Source organism: Arthrobacter sp. 1088, from assembly GCF_031455315.1.
In the GTDB taxonomy this organism is placed as follows: Bacteria; Actinomycetota; Actinomycetes; order Actinomycetales; family Micrococcaceae; genus Arthrobacter.
Window position 1 is genome coordinate 19,841 of sequence record NZ_JAVDSM010000004.1, and the last position, 17,841, is coordinate 37,681.

A 17,841-nucleotide genomic window follows, 5' to 3' on the forward strand; every position below is an offset into this window, starting at 1 on the left:
CTAGCGGCTGCTCCGGGCGGAAGCGTTGGCAGGGGAAAAGACCTCTTCCACCTTGTGGCGCAGGTTTTCGCCCTTCTTGGTGGCGACGTCGTTCAGCTCCTGCGCGAAGCGGAGCAGGTCCTCACGAAGACGGACGGCAAGGTCATCCGTGCCGGAGGCGAGCATCCGTACAGCCAGGAGTCCTGCGTTGCGGGCCCCCGCGATGGAGACCGTGGCAACGGGGACCCCGGCAGGCATTTGCACGATGGACAAAAGTGAGTCCATGCCGTCCAAGGTCTTCAAGGGGACGGGGACGCCGATCACAGGCAGGGGAGTGACCGAAGCCAACATTCCAGGCAAGTGCGCTGCGCCGCCTGCTCCTGCGATGATGACGCGCAGGCCGCGCTCGTGGGCAGTCTGGCCATAGCGGATCATCTCGGTGGGCATGCGGTGCGCCGAGACGACGTCCGCCTCAAAGGGGATGCCGAACTCAGCCAGGGCGTCCGCGGCGGCTTCCATGACGGGCCAGTCGGAGTCCGAGCCCATGACGAGACCTACGAGTGGGGCTGTTGATGCTGATGTCATTCGGTCTCCTCGGGGGTGGTCTGTGCGGGCATCCGGCCGTCACGGATGATGTTGGCTACTGCCGTGGCGCGTTGGCGGACGGAATCTACCTCCGAGGCAGACGTGCCGGCCAGGTTGACATGGCCGATCTTCCGCCCTGGCCGCACGGACTTGCCGTAGCAGTGCACCTTCGCTGCCGGCTCATAAGCCAACGCCATGGGGAAGGCCTCGAAGAGGTTCTGGTTGTCCCCGCCCAGGAAATTCTTCATGACGAATACCGGCGCCACAGCATCCGTGGCGCCCAGGGGCAGGTCCAGAACCGCACGCAGATGCTGTTCGAACTGGCTGGTGATCGATCCGTCCTGCGTCCAATGCCCCGTATTGTGGGGGCGCATTGCGAGTTCGTTGATGAGGAACCCGGCACCAACCCCAGGGGTCTCGAAGAGCTCAGCAGCCATGACGCCCGTAACACCGAGTTCGTTGGCGATCCGTAGTGCAGCCCCCTCGGCAGCCGCGGCAACCTCGAGTGGAATGTTCTGGGCGGGGGCGATAACTTCATCGCACACACCGTCAACCTGGATGGTGTGAACTACGGGCCAGGCACGCGATTCGCCGCTCGGCGTGCGGGCTACAAGGGCGGAAAGTTCGCGGCTGAAGTCCACCTTTGCTTCTGCAAGCAGGGGACTCATGGCCTGGAACCAATCCGCAGTACCAGCGGCATCATCGGCGGAGTCAACAATGCGGACGCCCTTGCCGTCGTAGCCGCCACGCGGTGTCTTCAGTACTACGGGCCAGCCGATCTTGTCGCCGAATGCCACCAGTTCTTCTACTGAGTCAACGGCCGCCCACTCCGGGTTGGGCAGTCCGAGGCGATCGATGGCCGCGCGCATCACGAGTTTGTCCTGCGCATTCACCAGGGCGTCGGGTCCGGGCTGCACATTGACGCCGGCGTCGATCAAGGCACGCAGATGTTCCGTGGGAACGTGTTCGTGATCGAAGGTCAGGACGTCCACGCCCTTGGAGAACTCAAGGAGGGCGTCCAGGTCTTTATAGTCGCCAATGGGGGCGTTGGCCACAGCGGGGACAGCCGAAACGTCCTCGCCCTCAGCCAAAACCCGTAGTTCGAAGCCTAAAGCGGTAGCAGGCGGGGCCATCATGCGTGCGAGCTGGCCGCCGCCAACAACACCAATTACTGGAAAAGTCACAAGGTTCAGCCTACCGAACCAGTGGCCCGAACACTGATTCAGCCGCTGTAACGTCCCCTGGGTAGATTAGGGAGATCTGGTTTCCGCCGTTGGTTTGGTCCGGTTTTCGCAGTGGCGCAGGCCCCGGTATCGGCGTTCTCACAAGGGACTCAAAGGGAACGGTTGGAAATGGGCGCTAAAATGGATGTGGCCCATCGGCCCACTTTTCAACGGCCATGGAGGGTCATGATCACCACACTTGCAGATCGCATCCGCGGACTTGCCTCGCTTTTTTGGCGCGAGGTAGCAAAGTTCGGCGCCGTAGGCGGTGTTGCTTTTGTCATTGACTCGGCAGTTTACATCTGGCTGTTTTCGGGCCCGATGCACGGAAGCGAAGTCTGGGCCAAGGCCATTGCGACGATCGTTGCAAGCGTGTTCTCCTGGGTAGCCAACCGCTTCTGGACCTTCCGCCACCGCAAGCAGGCGAACGTGGTCCGTGAGGCCGTTCTGTTCGCCGTCATGAACTTCGTCGGGCTGCTGATTGCTTCCGGTTGTGTGTGGTTCGCCAAGTACGTGCTGGACTTGAATGACAAGCCGTCGCTGTTTATCGCAGGGAGCGTCGTCGGACTCGTGCTGGGCACCATTTTCCGGTTCTTCGCATACCGCTTCTGGGTCTTCAACGAAGAGCTGGATGCCGAGCCGGCTTACTCCCACGACCACGAGATCCTGGAGCTCCATCACAAGGAGAAGTCAGTTGCCGAGGCGGGCACCGGAGGCCCTGCAACCGGCGAATTGCCCTCCATCAAGAACTGATCTCAGGATCGGCTGACGCGCTCATTCTCAAGCAGGTGCCCGGTCACTTCCAGGTCGGGATGCACCAGTACCACTGAGCCGTCTTCTTTCCACGCGCCCAACGCTGCTGCCAGGCCCGGCTCCAAACCATCGGCCGCCCGAACCAGTAGCCGGACGCCCGGTTCCTGGGGAGCGGCGAATCCGTCCAGAAGGCTGTCATGGGTGTGGCCCGCGCTGCCGCGGACGGCCGGAAGGCCGGCTTCCGGTTCGTTGTGTGCCATGAAGACGTCACCGTGGGACCGGACTTCCGCAGCAAAATCCACGACGCCGGGCGGCAACTCGCCGGGCCAGCGCATCGCAAGTGCCGCGAGGGGTACGGCGACGACCGCGTCAAAGCCGGCCGCGGCGCCGTCGTCGGGAGTATCTGTCACCAGCAGGTCCGCTGCCGTGCCGTCGAAGACTACCTCCATGCCCAACTGCCACGCGGCAAGCGCCCACACGAACGATTTCCAGTGTGCCGGGAGGTCCAGCCTGATAGCCTTGCCCGGCTCGGCGTCCAGTTCGTCCTGCAGCAGGTTGCTGGTTTTTGCAACCCAGTTGTCCAAAACCCGCCCGGAGAGCTCTACGCGCTCGGAATCAGGGCCGTACCAGGTCAGCCTCGGGGATGTGGAATGGCCGGATCGCAGGGTGGTCATCAGGTTCGCTGCCGGGATGCTCATGCATCAATCCTGCCACGGTGGGAGCGTCGAGCCGCAGGAGAATGTGAAATGCAACACACCTCCGTTAAGTCCAGTCGATGGACATCCTGTGTGGGTCTTGGGAATTCCGCGGAATGTCAGGAGTTGTTCATCCAAAGTGATGCGGGGCTTCCGTTTTAGCCTCAGCCGGCCCGCGCCACGGCGGAAAACGTTGGGCGTGGCGCATCCCACGTTTCTACAGATTCTTGATTATTATCCCGGCGCGGCTTGACTGGTGGGTAGTTACACGCGTGTAATTAGTAATCAACGCCGCTGCACAGATTCCCGGAACACCGCCGGAAATCGGAAACACATCCAAGCAGCAGCTGCAAAATCAGGAGGGACGCCATGGGGCAAGCGTTGCGTATCCAGGAAGATGCAGTCGTCGCAGAACATGCGTCGGTGAAATACCGTTCGCGGGAAGTGCCAGGGGACTGGTACGTGGACCCGGCGGACCCGGAAGCGGCAGACCGATACAACCAGAACGTGCAGCAGTCGTTGGAGGATCAAGCAACTGCCCTCCTCGCTGCGCACGAAGCGTTGATCGGGGACCTGCCTGCCGGGCCGGACGAAGACTTGGACGACCCTCCCATGGAGTTGCGTCGTCCCCAGGAAATTCCAGGACAGCCGGTGTGGATCGGACTGCCGGGCCAAAGTGACTTCGATGACGAGGGCGAACTCGGTTGGCAGACTGACGCCCTGTGCGCCCAGACAGATCCGGAAGCATTCTTTCCGGAAAAGGGCGGATCAACCAGGGACGCAAAAAAGGTCTGCGGAGCGTGCAACGTCCGGTCGCAGTGCCTTGAGTACGCCCTCGCGAACGACGAACGATTCGGCATCTGGGGCGGGCTCTCCGAGCGCGAACGTCGCCGGTTAAGGAAGCGGGCAGTCTAATTCTTAAGGAAGTACACGTTACCGCCGTCGTGGTTGCCCACGACGGCGGGAGCTATCTCCCCAGGACCTTGGCGGCACTGTCGAACCAGACGCGTTCGGCAGATGCCGCCATTGGCATTGATACAGGATCCACGGACAACTCCCTCGACTTGCTTCGTGAGGCCTTGGGTCAAGCAAACGTCACCACATTCGTCCAGCCCAAGTCCGGCTTTGGCGCCGCTGTCCAGGCCGGCCTGGACGAGCTTGCTCCCAGGGATGCCGCCAGGAATGAGGACGTTGCCAAAAGCGCAGAATCGGCCGGTGCTGTCCCATGGATCTGGCTCCTTCACGACGACGCCGCTCCTGCTCCTGATGCCTTGGCCGAGCTTCTCCACGCAGTGGAACGGACCACTTCGGTAACAGTTGCCGGCTGCAAGCAGCTTGGGTGGCAGGACGACCGTCATCTGGTGGACGTTGGATTATCCACCAGCCGCTGGGCCGAACGCCTCACACTTATCGACGCAGACGAAGTAGATCAAGGGCAATATGATGCCCGCTCTGACACTTTTGCCGTGAACTCTGCCGGAATGTTGATCCGCAGGGACGTCTGGGAGCAGTTGCAGGGCTTTGACCCTGCCTTGCCCGGCAGCGGCGACGACGTCGATTTCTGCTGGCGCAACTGGCTTGCGGGAAACCGTGTGGTGGTGGTGCCAAGCGCGCGCATGTTCCACGTGGAGCACCGCCCGCACGGTCTTGGTACGTCCTCCGCGGCGCGCAAAGCGCAAATTCACATGCGCCTCAAACACACGCCGTGGTGGAACCTGCCGTTCCAGGCAGTGGGGGCGCTCCTGGGCGCACTTGTCCGTTTGGTGCTGAGCATTCTGGTCAAGGAACCGGGCTACGGATTCTCCCAGTTCACGGCCACTATCGCCGGCTTGGTGCGGCCCTTGGCTATCGCAAGAGGCCGCCGGATTGCGGCGAGGACCCGCCGCGTTCACCGTTCGGTGGTCCGGGGCCTCCAAACGTCCTCGCGTGAAGTCCGCGCCAACCGGCGTTCCCTGCTGGAGGCCATCCGCCCAAGCGAGGAAACTACCGTAGCCTCCGATCTTCTCGCCCCCGAACCCAGCGGCGATGCCTCTGACGATTTCGAGGCGCTGGCCACCAACGAACGCGGGTGGGTTGGCACTGGTGCAGTTGCTGCTGCCCTCATCACGTTCGCCGCTTCTTTCGTTGGACTCTTCGGCCTCCTTCGCACAGGAACCGTGGCCGGAGGAGGACTCCTCCCGTTGTCCGGGTCACCCTCCGATATCTGGGCCAACGCCTCTACATGGTGGATTTCCCTCGGTGCGGGACTGCCTGGGCACGCCGATCCCTTCGCTTACGTGTTGTGGCTTCTTTCCTTGTTTGGGGGTGGCGATGGCAACTCGGCAACCGTGTGGTTGCTGATACTGGCCATGCCACTCTCTGCGATAGGTGCCTGGTTCGCTGCCGGGGCCTTGACCGCCCGGCGCCGGTTCCGGGTTGTTGCCGCTCTTGCCTGGTCCGGGGCACCTGCCCTGCTGGTAGCCATCAACCAAGGCAGGCCGGGAGCCTTGGTGGCCCACGTGCTGATGCCTTTGCTGCTGCTGGCGCTGATACGCGCGTCCGGTTCTGCGATAGGCCGGGCCAATGCCGCAAGGGCGCCTTTCACGCGTCGCCCCTCGCCCGTGCTCGGTAAACCGGGAATTAACGGCACGCCGTCCTGGACCGCAGCGGCGGCTGCCGGCTTGGCGATGGCTGCAATCACTGCATCCGCGCCGTCGCTCCTGGGGCCACTGACGGTGGTCGTCGTCCTGGCGGCCGTGGTGCTCGGAACGCGGGGAAAGACACTCTGGTGGTCGCTTTTGCCCAGCGCCGCGCTGTTCATTCCCTACGGCATTTCGGTTCTTGACCGCCCCCGCTCCTTGCTTGCCGATCCGGGCCTGCCGCTCAGTTTCGACGCTGCACCACTGTGGCAGCAGTTCCTGGGCCAGCCCCTGGCTTTCGACATCGACGGCGGCCTTACGGGTCTTGGGATGTTCGGACCGGGCGCTGTGCCTTGGGCTCTGGTGCTTGCTCTGCTGGTGAGCGTCCCTGTCCTTCTCTTGGCCGTAGCGGCACTGTTCCTTCCCGGCAAGCGCACCGCCCTTGTCCGCGTCTTCTGGTTGGCCGCGCTGGCTACGTTGGCCAGCAGTTGGCTGATGGGCCATGTGGCCACCGGAGTCAACAACAACGTGATTGTTGGTCCGTTCACCGGCCCGGCGGTTTCTGCAGCCGGAATCCTGCTGCTCGGTGCGGCGTTGCTCGGTGCCGATAAGCTCTTTGCAGTTCCCACCAGGACTTCTGATGCTGCCCGCTGGAAGTCGCCCTTGCGGCGCGTGGCGTCGGGTGTTGCCCTTGCGCTGCTGCTGGGCGGACCCTTGGCCGGGATTGCGGCATGGGCGGGACAAAACGTCCTGCGGCCCGTCTCTGAGGCCCCGGTCGCTGCCGATACAGCTGACGCCCCTGGATCAGAGGCGGGTAAGAAGCTCTCCTTGGGCGCTGCACGCCAGGTGCGGCCGGTGGACAACGGCACCTTGCCGGCCACCGCCGTCGACCGCGGTGAGGGACCGGAACGTACGCGGACGTTGGTCATCACCAGCGGCGAGCAGGGCGCCTTTACGTCCTCTCTGATGCGTGGTGCCGGGACTACGTTGGACAGCCTGTCTACCATCGCCTCGGCCAGGACCATTATTGGGGCGCCCGGCCGTGAAGAGATTGCTACCGACGACGCCGCTACCGCGTCCCTCCGCAGGGCAGTGGCCACCATTGTGGCGAGCACAGGTGTGGACCCCCGCAACGATCTGGAGCAGCTCGGTGCCGGTTTTGTGGTGCTCAAGGCCGCTGATGACGCCGCCCAGCTGACCGCCAGCAGGATCGACGCCGTTCCGGGCCTCGTTGCTGTTGGACAAACCGACGCCGGGTGGTTGTGGCGCGTAACCCCGAGGAATTCCTCTGCCGCCACCGCTGCAGACACGGCCCACAGGGTTCGCATTCTCAACGCCCAGGGTGAGGCCATCGGCTCCCTGCCCTCAGCAGAGGTGTCCGTGGACGCAGCTGTGCCGGCGGGCGACGAAGGCCGCCGGGTGGTCCTGGCTGAACGGTCCGATCCTGGCTGGAGTGCTTGGATGGATGGGCGCCAGCTGAAGTCGACCACCTCCGGGTGGGCGCAGGCTTTCGAACTTCCGGCCACTGGTGGCGACCTGGAAATCCGGTACACCAACCCTTGGGGGCTTTGGTTTGGCATCCTGCAGGCCGTGGTGTTCGGCCTAACCGTGCTGTTGGCCGTTCCGATGCCCGCACGCCGCTCGCGAACCGGCATGTCGAGGGACGAAGTCTCCCTCCGTAAGGAGTACAGCAGTGTCTGAGGACCCAAAGAAGCAGGTGGACGATAACGCGACGCGCGGTTCCACGAAGAATGCCCGCAGTTCCACCAAAGATGCACCCAACTCCACCAAAGATGCCCGTTCCGGCAAGGGTGCCCGCAGTTCCAACAAGGGCATCATCACAGGGGTTTTGTCCGCAGCGGTGATCCTTGCCGCGGGAGGCGGAGCGGTTGCGGCCACCTCGATGGTTCCAGGGCCCTCAGGCGGATCTGCAGCGGACATCCGGCAAGCCGACGTTCCGGCCGGCCGCTCCCTGGGCGTCTGCCCGGAACCAGCGCGCCTTGTCACCGGAACCGATGTGGACACCGATGCTGAATTCAGCCCGGTTTCCACCACCGCCACCAGTGCGCTCAACGCACTGGTCCTGAGCAATCCCGCAGGTACCATTCCGGGCAGTAAAGTGACGTCGTTGGCAGGCGGCGCAGTTGCTGAAATTGCAAAGACGCCCACGAGTACCCCATCGCCCACTTCCGGTCCACCGGTTCTGACGGCAGGGGCTGCGACCATCAGCCCGGTGACAGCTCCTACCGTGGTGGGTGCTGACCCGCTCGGGAACGAACAAGCCTCCTTGGCCGCGAACCTGAGCTATTCAGCCAACGACGGCGACCTCCGTGGCCTTGCGGCGGCTCCGTGCCAGCAGCCCGGAAATGATGCTTGGCTGTTGGGCGCGGACACCGCGCTTGGCCGGACCGCGGTCCTGAACCTCAGCAATGCATCCGAGACGCCTGCCACCGTCAACCTGGACCTCTTCGGCGCCCAGGGGCAGATCCAGGCGCCGGGCGCACGGGGTCTTCTTGTGGCTCCCGGGACAACGCGTTCGGTAAACCTTGCCGGCCTTGCCCCGGGCGAATCCCAACTGGCAGTGCACGTACGCAGCTCGGGCGGACCCGTTGCAGGGACCATTCAGCAGAGCGTGCTGCGCGGACTGGTGCCGGGCGGGGTGGAGTTCCTCGCCCCGGGTTCCGGGCCGTCCAACCTCCAAGTGATGGCCGGCGTCGACATCCAGGATGCAGCGGCGATCAAGGCACTTGGCAGTAAATCCGGCTTTGCCGACGCCGTTCCGGCGCTTCAAATAGCCGTACCCGGGTCCACGGACGCCGTGGTTCAGGTCCGGCTGTACGGCGCGAACGGTGAGCGCCAGCTCCCCAATGGGGGAGTAGTCACGGTCAAGGGCGGCACGGTAGCTACGTTGGACCTGGACGGCGTTCCGGCCGGCAGCTACACCGTGAGTGCGAGTTCCGATGTCGCGTTCGTCGCTTCAACCCGGATCACACGGGGGGCCAAAGCGGAGGATCCAACGGATTTCGCGTGGTCGCCGTCTTCGGCCAGGCTGGGAAGCCAGCATGTGGTGGCCGTGCCCCGTGATGGGCAGAACTCCTTCAGCTTTGGCGTTCCTGAGGGACGCGCAACTGTTAGCTACGCACCGGTGACAGCCGATGGGAAGGTGGGCAAGTCGGTGGACGTGGACATGTCCGGTGGCACAACATCGCTGATCGAGCTTCCAGCAAAATCCGGACAAGCAGTGGTTGCCGGGTACGTGGTTTCAGCATCCGGGGAACCTGCGTACGGGGCACTTATCCTGGGTAGGCAGGACCGCGCCGACGTCTCAGTGCTGGGCATCCAGGATGCTGCTGCGGGGCTCGAGAAAGTTCCTGTGACGGTGGGCTACTAGGCGGGTTGGGACCCGCGGGCGCTACTGGTAGCGACGCCGGTACACCGGATCCAGCGTCTCCGGCGGTACCCCGAGCATTTCCGCGGTGTACTCCACCACGACGTCGTGAACGAGGTCCTGGAGCTCTTCCCGTGTTCCGGCTGTCTGTTCGACGACACGGCGGTACACAGCGATCATGGGTGCTTCGCCGCGGCTGCCCGGAGTGTAGGAGCCCATCGGGGCTGCCGTACCTTCGGCGACCAATTGCTCCAGATTCGGCGGGATTTCGTCGACGGCGAAGAGCACGCCATCCAACTGCTTGCCCCACATATCCTGGAGGCGTTCGGCTGAGTCCAGCACCATGTCATCGAAACGTTCGGCGCGGGTCCGGAAGCCGGGAAGACTTGGGAGCATGAGTTCCCCACGCAGTCCTCTGCCGTGACGGTTTCTCCGGCGCCGCCGGAAACCGCGGACATCCGTGCCGGTGTGTTCCTTTGCCTGATCGCCTTCGGCGTCAGTCCACCGGATTGTGAAGCCAGGAACATGTGGCTGTGACTGCATATATCGACTTTAGTCCCGAGGAACCGCCAACGCGACATCATGGCGAACAGCGCGCCGTGACCGGCGCTGACTGCACCTTCCGGGTGGGCACGGCCAGCCAATGCGCAGGTTATGGGCCAAGGGGCGCTAATCTGGGATGTTGTGGGTGCTATTCGTCAGTGTTCAAGGTCCGCCTGCCGCCAATCCGCGGTGGCTACTTTGACGTACGTGTATGCCGAGTCCACAGCGGTCCTCGGCCCGCTGGCCATGTACGCCGAACCGCATGCGTACGATCTTTGCGCCCAGCATGCGGAATCCCTGACGGTCCCGCGGGGCTGGGAAGTGCTGCGCCTGGCTATGCCAACGACACCTCCGGAGCCTGGCCCCGATGACTTGCTGGCTCTTGCCAACGCGGTGCGGGAAGCAGCTTCAGCGGCAACGGACACCCCGCCGCGTTCCAGTCGGCCGCATGTGGAGCCTCCCGCCATGGTTGAAGGTGCGCGCCGCGGCCACTTGCGGATACTGCGCGAACCGTCCTAGGTCCGTCCTGGCACTGCCGTACGACCACCCCGGACACGCACCGCAACCCGGACTCAAATCTTCGTCGGCTCCATGGTGGATGGTCCTGCGCTGTAGGCTGGAATCTGCAGATAAATCCGCCAGCGGCGCCATGCCCGCGCCATCCAGGGAGCATTATCCATGCCAAAGGTCAGTCCTGAACTGTTGTCCATCCTGCGCTGCCCAGTGACGGGTTCATCGCTGGTCCAGGAGGGGGAGGACCTTGTGTCAACGGCTACCGCCGAGAACGGTGAAAAGGTCCGTTACGCGATTGAGGACGGCATTCCCCTGCTTCTGCCGCCGGAACTGCTGGCTGCTTCCAACGCCGCAAGCTCCAGCCAGCACAACGCCAAGGCCTGAGTACTTCCAGAACAGCAATCCCGCACGGTACGCCTAAACATCCATAAGGACTTCCATGACTTTCGACTACAAAGTGGCTGACATTTCCCTTGCCGAGGCAGGCCGCCACCAGATCCGTCTCGCTGAGCACGAAATGCCGGGCCTCATGTCCCTTCGTGCTGAGTTCGGCCCGTCGCAGCCGCTCAAGGGCGCCCGCATCGCCGGTTCGCTGCACATGACGGTCCAGACAGCCGTCCTCATCGAAACCCTCACCGCCCTGGGCGCCGAAGTTCGTTGGGCCTCGTGCAACATTTTCTCCACCCAGGACGAAGCCGCCGCCGCCGTCGTCGTCGGTAAGGGCACGCCGGAAGATCCGCAGGGTGTTCCCGTGTTCGCGTGGAAGGGCGAGACCCTCGAGGAATACTGGTGGACCGCAGAGCAGATCCTTACCTGGCCCGGAGCGGACGCCAACCCGGAGCTGGGTCCCAACATGATCCTGGACGACGGCGGCGACGCCACCCTGCTGCTGCACAAGGGCGTCGATTTCGAGGCTGCAGGCGCCGTTCCCGCAGCCACCGAGGAAGATCCTGAAGAGTACGTCCTCATTCTGGACCTCCTGCGCCGGACCCTGGCCGCGGACCCGCAGAAGTGGACACGCGTGGCCGCCCGGATCCAGGGTGTCACTGAAGAAACCACCACGGGCGTGCACCGTCTGTACCAACTCGCCGAACAGGGCAAACTGCTGTTCCCGGCCATCAACGTCAACGACTCCGTCACCAAGAGCAAGTTCGACAACAAATACGGCATCCGCCACTCGCTGCCGGACGGAATCAACCGTGCAACGGACGTCCTCATGGGCGGCAAGGTTGCCGTGGTTTGTGGCTACGGCGACGTCGGCAAGGGTGCGGCAGAAGCACTACGCGGCCAGGGTTCGCGCGTTGTAGTTACCGAGATAGACCCCATTTGTGCCCTGCAGGCCGCCATGGATGGCTACCAAGTGGCCAAGCTGGAGTCTGTCCTTGCCCAGGGTGACATCTTCATCACCACCACCGGCAACAAGGACGTCATCATGGCCGAGCACATGCTGGGCATGAAGAACAAGGCGATCGTGGGCAACATCGGCCACTTCGACAACGAGATCGACATCGCAGGTCTTGCCAAGGTTCCCGGCGTCAAGAAGGTGGAGATCAAACCCCAGGTTCACGAGTGGGTCTTCGACGCCGGCTCCGACTCCGAACGGTCGATCATCGTGCTGTCGGAAGGCAGGCTCCTGAACCTGGGCAACGCAACTGGCCACCCGTCCTTCGTGATGAGCAATTCATTCACAAACCAGACGATCGCGCAGATTGAACTCTGGACCAAGAAGGACCAGCCGGCCGGGGAACGCGAATACCAGAAGCAGGTTTACGTCCTGCCCAAGATCCTGGACGAAAAGGTAGCCCGCCTGCACCTGGATGCGCTTGGCGTGGAGTTGACGGAACTGAGCAAGGATCAGGCGGATTACCTGGACCTGGATGTTGCAGGCCCGTACAAGCCGGAGCACTACCGCTACTAGGCCAAGTTCAGTTTTGCGGTGCCAGTAACCTCCAAGCGGTAGCCCCAAGCCGCAGTGAAAGGCCGGACACGTGACCAGCGTGGCCGGCCTTTCGGCTAGAATTGGGTGTTCAGTATTGCTTGCCGGGGGACAGGAAGACGGGAACCATGACGGAAGTCGCCAAACGGAAAACGGGCAAGATCCTTGCCATTGCAGGGGTCTTTGCGGCCATCGTCGTGGGCGGTATTGGCGTTGCCACTGTTCCTGGATTGCTGTCCGGTTCCACCCCCAACGGCGTGGCCACAACCCAGTCCACTCCGACGCCGGAGGCCAAACCCGTCGAACTGGGCATCACACCGCTGGATGGCGCTGTGGAGTGGAATCCAGTGGTTGGCCCGCAGATCAAGGCCGTCAACGGCAAGGTCAAGGATGTTGTGCTGGCGCCGGTTGAAGGCGGTACACCTGTGCAGGGGAAGACCAGCGCGGATGGCAGCACATGGACAACCCTTGAGGTCCTGAAGTTCAAGACCCAGTACAGCTATTCCTTCACCATTGTGGACACCGCAGGTAAGGAAACGAAGAAGACGCAGACGTTCACCACGGTTTCTGCCGCCTACGAGGCCGATGCTTCCATTTATCCGCGTAACGGCACAGTTGCCGGCTCGGGCCAGCCGATTGAAATCAACTTCAGTGAACCTGTGGTTGACAAGGCCGCGATGGAAAAGCGCGTTGCCATCACCGTTTCATCGGGCCAGCCAGTGGCGTGGCATTGGTACTCGGACAAGAAGGTCCGCATTCGTCCGGAGGCCTTCTGGGCGTCGGGAACCACGGTCACAGTGGATATGAAGCTCCTGGGCGTCGATTTCGGTAACAAGATGATCGGCAACGGCGATGTCGTTTCCACTTTCACTACGGGACCGCAACGCGTGGCTGTGGTGGATGACAACACCAAGACCATGAACGTGTACTTCGATGGCCAACTGATGCACACCGCACCCGTATCGCTGGGCGGCGAAGACTGGCTATCGCCCACCGGCTATGCCGTGATCCTTGAACAAGAACGCAAATCCAACTTCAACGCTGGAAGCATCGGCCTCAAACCCGGGGACAAGGGCTATTACGCTCCAATGGTGGTGGACTATGCCAACCGCCTCACGTGGTCCGGCGTCTATGTCCATCAAGCCCTGGAGTCCGCTTGGGGCGCCATTGGACGCGTGAACGTCTCCCACGGCTGCGTTGGCTTGCTGCCCGAGGATGCTGCCTGGTTTTTCAACAACATGAAAACCGGTGATGTGGTGCAGATCCTGAATACTGGTGCGCCGGCTGTGGAGCCCTTGGAGGGGTTCGGCGACTGGAACATCCCCTGGGCCAGCTACGCCCAGCGGTAGCCTCCATCTCCAGCCGGGGACAGAATTGCTGTTAATATCGAGGCAGTGATTATTTCTTGCGGTCTTTGATTCTCCTTTCCGGTTCCGGCACCTGGCCGGACCTGTTATTTGTGCTGCCCTCCGTGGTGATTACGAGTCTTCCCTAGGGGAACCCGCGCAGGGTTCCCGGCTCCTTCCACCGGATTCCATTTCATCGCTTGGAGCACTAATGACTATTTCGCCAACCCTTCGCCCGGACTGCAGTAATTGCTTCGCCCTTTGCTGCACCGCCCTTGGCTTTGCCCGCTCAGCCGATTTCGCCATCGATAAACCGGCTGCTTCAGCCTGCCCGAACATGGCCAGCGACTTTTCCTGCACCATCCATCAACGTTTGCGGCCCCGCGGATTCAGCGGATGTACTGTCTTTGACTGCTTCGGCGCAGGCCAAGTGGTTTCCCAACGCACGTTTGGGGGTACGAGCTGGGTCCAGGATCCGGAGTCCAAGGCCTCGATGTTCGCTGTCTTCAAGATCGTCAAGCAACTGCACGAAATGTTGTGGTACTTGGCCGAAGCTGAACAACGCGCTTTCGATCCCGAGCTGGCGGCCACCGCCCACGGGCTTTCCACAGATATCGAAAGCACATCCCAAGGCGAGGTGTCCGCAGTCCTGACTGCCGACGTCGGACATTTACACGCCCGGGTGCGTGCCCTTCTGATGGAGGTCAGCGAGGAGGTGCGCGCTTCATATGCGGCTGAGGGCCGTGAAATGCCCGACGGCGGAATCCACCCGGGTGCCGACCTCATGGGTGCCAATTTGGCAAAGCGGCAACTATGCGGCTCGGACCTCCGCGGTGCCTACCTGATAGGGGCAAACCTGGAGCGCAGTGACTTAACCGCCGTTGACCTCCTCGGCGCCGATCTGCGCGATACCCGTCTCCACGGCGCCAACCTCGCAAGGTCCCTCTACCTCACCCAACCGCAAATCAACGCCGCCCAAGGAAACCGGGAAACGCGCCTGCCTGAAAGGCTCGCCACGCCTGCCCATTGGCACTAGGAACATCGGCGGAGGGCTGCGGCGTTGTCTCAGCCCTGGGTAAACGGCAGCTTGCGGAGCCTTTCGCCGATGGCGGCGTTGCGCTGTTCCGCCGTGCGGAGGCGGGCAAATTCGCGGTTGCGTCGCTCACAGAGGACTGCCCCTATGTAGTCCTCGGGAATCGTTCCCGCTGGCGGTGGCGGCGCGACGTAGTTGGCCAGCTCGGAGGCCAGAGCTGCGGCCATCCTGGCGCGTGAGGATGGTGCCATGAGGTACGCCTGCTGAACGAAGGTTCCGGCCCGGCGGGCTGTGGCGTCGGGGATCCGGCCTATGTCCGCTAAGGCCACCCATGGTTGGAGGTATGGCGGAGCGCCGGGAAAGATCCTCGGCTCGGAGGGCACGCGCTGCCGCAGGGAGTAAGTGCCGGCTACGACGTCGCCGAGGCGCTTGGACTTGTCGTTGAAGAGCGCCACTCCGATAGCGAGGCCACCGAAAGTCATGTAAATCTCGAGGAACCCGAGCAGCCCACGGATGACCGCGTGCCGAAACCGGATGGAGCCGCCGTCGTCCCTGACCACACGCAGGCCCGCGGCCAGCTTCCCCAGGGAGCGGCCGCGGGTGAGCGTCTCCACACCGACGGGAACGATGACGAAGGAGAAAACGACACAGGCCAGGACCATGGCCCGGACCGCGGCTTCATCGAGATCCCGGGCGGCAGAAAGGACCAGGATGATGAGGAGGATCAGGAGCAGGACGTTGGCAATGACGTCCAGAATGAGCCCCAGCGCGCGGGCGGCGAAGGACGCCGGGCGCAACTCCAGGACCACTGCCTCGCCTGTGATGATTGAACTCAAGTCCGCCCCCGGTGGCCAGCAATCGCGGCGGGCGCATCATGTACCCGCATCAACGAGTCTAGCCGCGACCATCAGGGCAGACAGGAATAGAGCAGACAGGAATAGGGCAGGCAGGGATAGGGTGGTGCCGTGGACATCGATGCCTTTTCGGCCGTGCATGGGGACAAATGGTCGCGGCTGACGTTTTTGGCACATAAGCGGCGGCTCACTGGGTCCGAGGCCGACGAACTATTGCGCCTGTACCAGACCGTCTCCGCACATTTGTCCCTCATCCGCTCGGTGGCTCCCGAGACGGCGCTGTCCTCATCCCTGTCTGCCGCGCTTGCCCAGGCTCGAACCAGGTTCACCGGGGCACGCTCGAACTTCATGGAAGACCTCGCCCGTTTCTTCGTTATCGCATTGCCGGCGGCGTTCTACAGACTCCGATGGCTAACAGTGTGGTGTGGGATATTCTTCGTGCTGGTGAGTGGGGCGTACGCCCTGTGGATCGGGACGTCGCCCGAGGCGCTGCGGGCCGCGTTTGGCAGCGATGACAGGGTGCGTCAGTACATTGAAGATGACTTCATCGACTACTACTCGGAGAACCCGGCGGCGTCCTTTGCCGGCGCGGTCTGGACTAATAACGCCTGGATTTCAGCCCAAGCCGTTGCGTTCGGAATTACGGGGTTTTGGGTGCCCATGATTCTCTTCCTCAACGCCCAGGGCGTGGGTGCGGCAGCCGGCGTGTTTGCCTCCGCGGGAAAGTTGGATGTCTTCTTCAGCTACATCCTTCCGCATGGGCTCATGGAATTGACCGCGGTGTTCATCGCCTGCGCAGCCGGGCTGAAGATTTTTTGGTCGATGGTCCGGCCCGGACCCCGGACCCGGATGCAGGCCGTGGCGGACGAAGGACGTTCGCTCATCACGGTTGCCCTCGGGTTGGTCCTCGTTCTTCTCATCTCGGGCCTCGTGGAAGCATTCGTGACACCAAGCCCCTTGCCTGTCTGGATGAAGATCGCGATCGGGGCGCTGGTCCTGGTGGCCTATTGGACGTACACCCTGGTTGTGGGTGGACGTTCATTCCGCTCGGGCGCTACCGGCGATCTTGACAGCCATGACGCCGGCTACCGGGGGGTTGCTGTCTAGGCGGACACGCCCGCACCTTACAGTTGCGTTTCGATCTTGCCCAACGCGGGGTGGCTCCTCGTCTCCGCCCAAAGCCGGACTGTAGGCTCGAATGCAGACAAGAGTGCCGGCAGCATGGTCAGGCCGGTGGGATGCCTACGGAAGTGAAACCGCTGTGAGTGACAAGAGCCCAAAACCACAAGATCCGGGGACGGACGTCCACGAGGACCCCGACGAGCCGGCCTTTGACTGGATGAAGCCCAAGGCGCCTGGTGGTTCTTCTGCGGCTCCCTCAGGTCCGGTCCCGGTTCAGCCAGAGAGCCGCGCTGACCGGAAGGCTGCCGAGGCTGCGGATGTTGAGCCGGAGCCACCGCTTTTCGCGGAGACGGTGGCAGATGCGCCCGCAAGTCGCCAACCGGCACACTATTCGGAACCGTTGCCGACGTCGGCACTCCAGGTTCGTCCGCCGGAGGACGAAGTTGCCAGGCGTAATGCGGAACGCGAACAGGCTGCAAAGGTCAAACCGATCGGCCCCCGGATTTTCCAGGTATTGCTCGCCGTCTTCTTCCCCGTGATCCTCTTGGTGCTGGCCGTCCGGGCTGTGACCAGCCCCTTGTTCCTCTGGGTTGAATACAACCGGCCGGGTTTCCCCGGAGACGGTTACGGGTTCAGCACGGACGATCGCATGACCTACGGCTCCTATGCTGTGGACTACCTGAGCAATTGGTCCGGGCCCAGATATTTGGGCGGCTTGGTAAACCAGGACGGCGCCAAGCTTTTCAAGGACAGCGAAGTCGCGCACATGGCGGACGTGAAGATGGTCATTCTGTCCTCGTTCGGTGCCGGCCTGCTGCTCATTCTTTTGAGCATCATCGCCATTGCCTACTTGCGTAAGCGCAGTACAGGCGGCGTTCGGCGCGGGCTCTTCGCCGGCTCCATCGTCACCTTGGTCATCATCATCGGCCTTGCAGTGCTGGCAGCCCTGAGCTGGCAGCAGTTCTTCACGGAGTTCCACCGGATCTTCTTCGCCAATGGAACCTGGACATTCTCGCTGGAAGACACGCTCATTCGTCTCTTCCCGGGACAGTTCTGGGTGGATGCCGGAATCGTCATTGGAGCGCTCGTGTTCCTGGCCGCAACGATCACCTTCATCCTCACCTGGCCAACGCGTCGTCGTCGTGGTTTGGACGCAAAGTCAGCGGCCGAAGAAGAAGCATCCTCAACGGAGATCGACGACGAAAGCGATACCCCTGGTGTCCGCAAGGACACCGGCGAAACCGTCGCATAAA

16 protein-coding genes are annotated in these 17,841 nt (G+C 62.8%); 11 read left to right on the top strand and 5 right to left on the bottom strand.

Annotated elements, in window-relative coordinates:
- Positions 1–564: a 5-(carboxyamino)imidazole ribonucleotide mutase gene (purE, locus tag J2Y41_RS06990; protein ID WP_224091629.1), complete on the bottom strand. Its 564-nt coding sequence runs from the start codon at positions 562–564 to the stop codon at positions 1–3.
- On the bottom strand, positions 561–1,748 hold the full coding sequence (locus J2Y41_RS06995; protein WP_224166831.1) for a 5-(carboxyamino)imidazole ribonucleotide synthase: 1,188 nt from the start codon (positions 1,746–1,748) through the stop codon (positions 561–563). The genes purE and J2Y41_RS06995 overlap by 4 nt, the downstream gene beginning before the upstream one ends.
- A 225-nt stretch (positions 1,749–1,973) precedes the next feature.
- Here J2Y41_RS06995 and J2Y41_RS07000 point away from each other — a divergent pair, with 225 nt between their 5' ends.
- On the top strand, positions 1,974–2,540 hold the full coding sequence (locus tag J2Y41_RS07000; RefSeq protein WP_224091633.1) for a GtrA family protein: 567 nt from the start codon (positions 1,974–1,976) through the stop codon (positions 2,538–2,540).
- 2 nt (positions 2,541–2,542) lie between these two features.
- On the opposite strand, the gene J2Y41_RS07005 is transcribed toward J2Y41_RS07000, so the two are convergent.
- On the bottom strand, positions 2,543–3,238 hold the full coding sequence (locus J2Y41_RS07005) for a TIGR03089 family protein (protein WP_309927495.1): 696 nt from the start codon (positions 3,236–3,238) through the stop codon (positions 2,543–2,545).
- 366 nt (positions 3,239–3,604) lie between these two features.
- Here J2Y41_RS07005 and J2Y41_RS07010 point away from each other — a divergent pair, with 366 nt between their 5' ends.
- The 3 genes from J2Y41_RS07010 to J2Y41_RS07020 are packed head-to-tail and all read left to right on the top strand — an operon-like array spanning position 3,605 to position 9,244.
- Entirely contained in the window at positions 3,605–4,150 is a 546-nt protein-coding gene (locus tag J2Y41_RS07010) for a WhiB family transcriptional regulator (protein WP_263422286.1), read from the top strand.
- 29 nt (positions 4,151–4,179) lie between these two features.
- On the top strand, positions 4,180–7,554 hold the full coding sequence (locus tag J2Y41_RS07015) for a glycosyltransferase (RefSeq protein ID WP_396133482.1): 3,375 nt from the start codon (positions 4,180–4,182) through the stop codon (positions 7,552–7,554).
- Positions 7,547–9,244, top strand: a complete 1,698-nt coding sequence (locus J2Y41_RS07020; RefSeq protein ID WP_309927499.1) for a DUF5719 family protein — start codon at positions 7,547–7,549, stop codon at positions 9,242–9,244. The genes J2Y41_RS07015 and J2Y41_RS07020 overlap by 8 nt, the downstream gene beginning before the upstream one ends.
- A gap of 21 nt (positions 9,245–9,265) precedes the next feature.
- Here J2Y41_RS07020 and J2Y41_RS07025 read toward each other — a convergent pair whose 3' ends face one another.
- The gene (locus tag J2Y41_RS07025; protein WP_224166835.1) at positions 9,266–9,784 is read right to left on the bottom strand and encodes a metallopeptidase family protein; all 519 of its coding nucleotides are present in this window, start codon (positions 9,782–9,784) and stop codon (positions 9,266–9,268) included.
- A 111-nt stretch (positions 9,785–9,895) separates the two neighbouring features.
- Here J2Y41_RS07025 and J2Y41_RS07030 point away from each other — a divergent pair, with 111 nt between their 5' ends.
- The 5 genes from J2Y41_RS07030 (at position 9,896) to J2Y41_RS07050 (ending at position 14,615) form a co-directional block, all read left to right on the top strand.
- Positions 9,896–10,303 (top strand): DUF3499 domain-containing protein, encoded by a 408-nt coding sequence (locus tag J2Y41_RS07030; RefSeq protein ID WP_224091641.1) that lies wholly within the window; start codon positions 9,896–9,898, stop codon positions 10,301–10,303.
- Between the two features lie 159 nt (positions 10,304–10,462).
- Positions 10,463–10,681 (top strand): Trm112 family protein, encoded by a 219-nt coding sequence (locus J2Y41_RS07035; protein ID WP_224091642.1) that lies wholly within the window; start codon positions 10,463–10,465, stop codon positions 10,679–10,681.
- A gap of 55 nt (positions 10,682–10,736) precedes the next feature.
- Positions 10,737–12,215, top strand: coding sequence for an adenosylhomocysteinase (gene ahcY, locus J2Y41_RS07040; RefSeq protein ID WP_224091643.1), 1,479 nt, complete (start codon positions 10,737–10,739; stop codon positions 12,213–12,215).
- Between the two features lie 146 nt (positions 12,216–12,361).
- Positions 12,362–13,582, top strand: coding sequence for an Ig-like domain-containing protein (locus tag J2Y41_RS07045; protein ID WP_224166838.1), 1,221 nt, complete (start codon positions 12,362–12,364; stop codon positions 13,580–13,582).
- Positions 13,583–13,790: 208 nt separating this feature from the next.
- The gene (locus J2Y41_RS07050) at positions 13,791–14,615 is read left to right on the top strand and encodes a pentapeptide repeat-containing protein (protein WP_309927504.1); all 825 of its coding nucleotides are present in this window, start codon (positions 13,791–13,793) and stop codon (positions 14,613–14,615) included.
- Between the two features lie 29 nt (positions 14,616–14,644).
- Here J2Y41_RS07050 and J2Y41_RS07055 read toward each other — a convergent pair whose 3' ends face one another.
- Positions 14,645–15,448, bottom strand: coding sequence for an RDD family protein (locus J2Y41_RS07055; protein ID WP_309927506.1), 804 nt, complete (start codon positions 15,446–15,448; stop codon positions 14,645–14,647).
- Positions 15,449–15,577: 129 nt separating this feature from the next.
- Here J2Y41_RS07055 and J2Y41_RS07060 point away from each other — a divergent pair, with 129 nt between their 5' ends.
- Both J2Y41_RS07060 and J2Y41_RS07065 read left to right on the top strand, forming a co-directional pair.
- Positions 15,578–16,573 carry a stage II sporulation protein M gene (locus J2Y41_RS07060; protein ID WP_309927508.1) on the top strand — a complete coding sequence of 332 codons (996 nt, stop codon included), beginning with the start codon at positions 15,578–15,580 and terminating at the stop codon, positions 16,571–16,573.
- 154 nt (positions 16,574–16,727) lie between these two features.
- Entirely contained in the window at positions 16,728–17,840 is a 1,113-nt protein-coding gene (locus tag J2Y41_RS07065; RefSeq protein ID WP_224091658.1) for a TIGR01906 family membrane protein, read from the top strand.
- Position 17,841: the final 1 nt, after the last annotated feature.

What these genes read in the sequence shown, in the direction of transcription:
- purE (WP_224091629.1), bottom strand. Translation starts at nt 564, where the DNA reads ATGACATCAGCATCAACAGCCCCACTCGTAGGTCTCGTCATGGGCTCG.
- J2Y41_RS07000 (WP_224091633.1), top strand. Translation starts at nt 1,974, where the DNA reads ATGATCACCACACTTGCAGATCGCATCCGCGGACTTGCCTCGCTTTTT.
- J2Y41_RS07005 (WP_309927495.1), bottom strand. Translation starts at nt 3,238, where the DNA reads ATGAGCATCCCGGCAGCGAACCTGATGACCACCCTGCGATCCGGCCAT.
- J2Y41_RS07010 (WP_263422286.1), top strand. Translation starts at nt 3,605, where the DNA reads ATGGGGCAAGCGTTGCGTATCCAGGAAGATGCAGTCGTCGCAGAACAT.
- J2Y41_RS07025 (WP_224166835.1), bottom strand. Translation starts at nt 9,784, where the DNA reads ATGCAGTCACAGCCACATGTTCCTGGCTTCACAATCCGGTGGACTGAC.
- J2Y41_RS07030 (WP_224091641.1), top strand. Translation starts at nt 9,896, where the DNA reads ATGGGCCAAGGGGCGCTAATCTGGGATGTTGTGGGTGCTATTCGTCAG.
- J2Y41_RS07035 (WP_224091642.1), top strand. Translation starts at nt 10,463, where the DNA reads ATGCCAAAGGTCAGTCCTGAACTGTTGTCCATCCTGCGCTGCCCAGTG.
- ahcY (WP_224091643.1), top strand. Translation starts at nt 10,737, where the DNA reads ATGACTTTCGACTACAAAGTGGCTGACATTTCCCTTGCCGAGGCAGGC.
- J2Y41_RS07045 (WP_224166838.1), top strand. Translation starts at nt 12,362, where the DNA reads ATGACGGAAGTCGCCAAACGGAAAACGGGCAAGATCCTTGCCATTGCA.
- J2Y41_RS07050 (WP_309927504.1), top strand. Translation starts at nt 13,791, where the DNA reads ATGACTATTTCGCCAACCCTTCGCCCGGACTGCAGTAATTGCTTCGCC.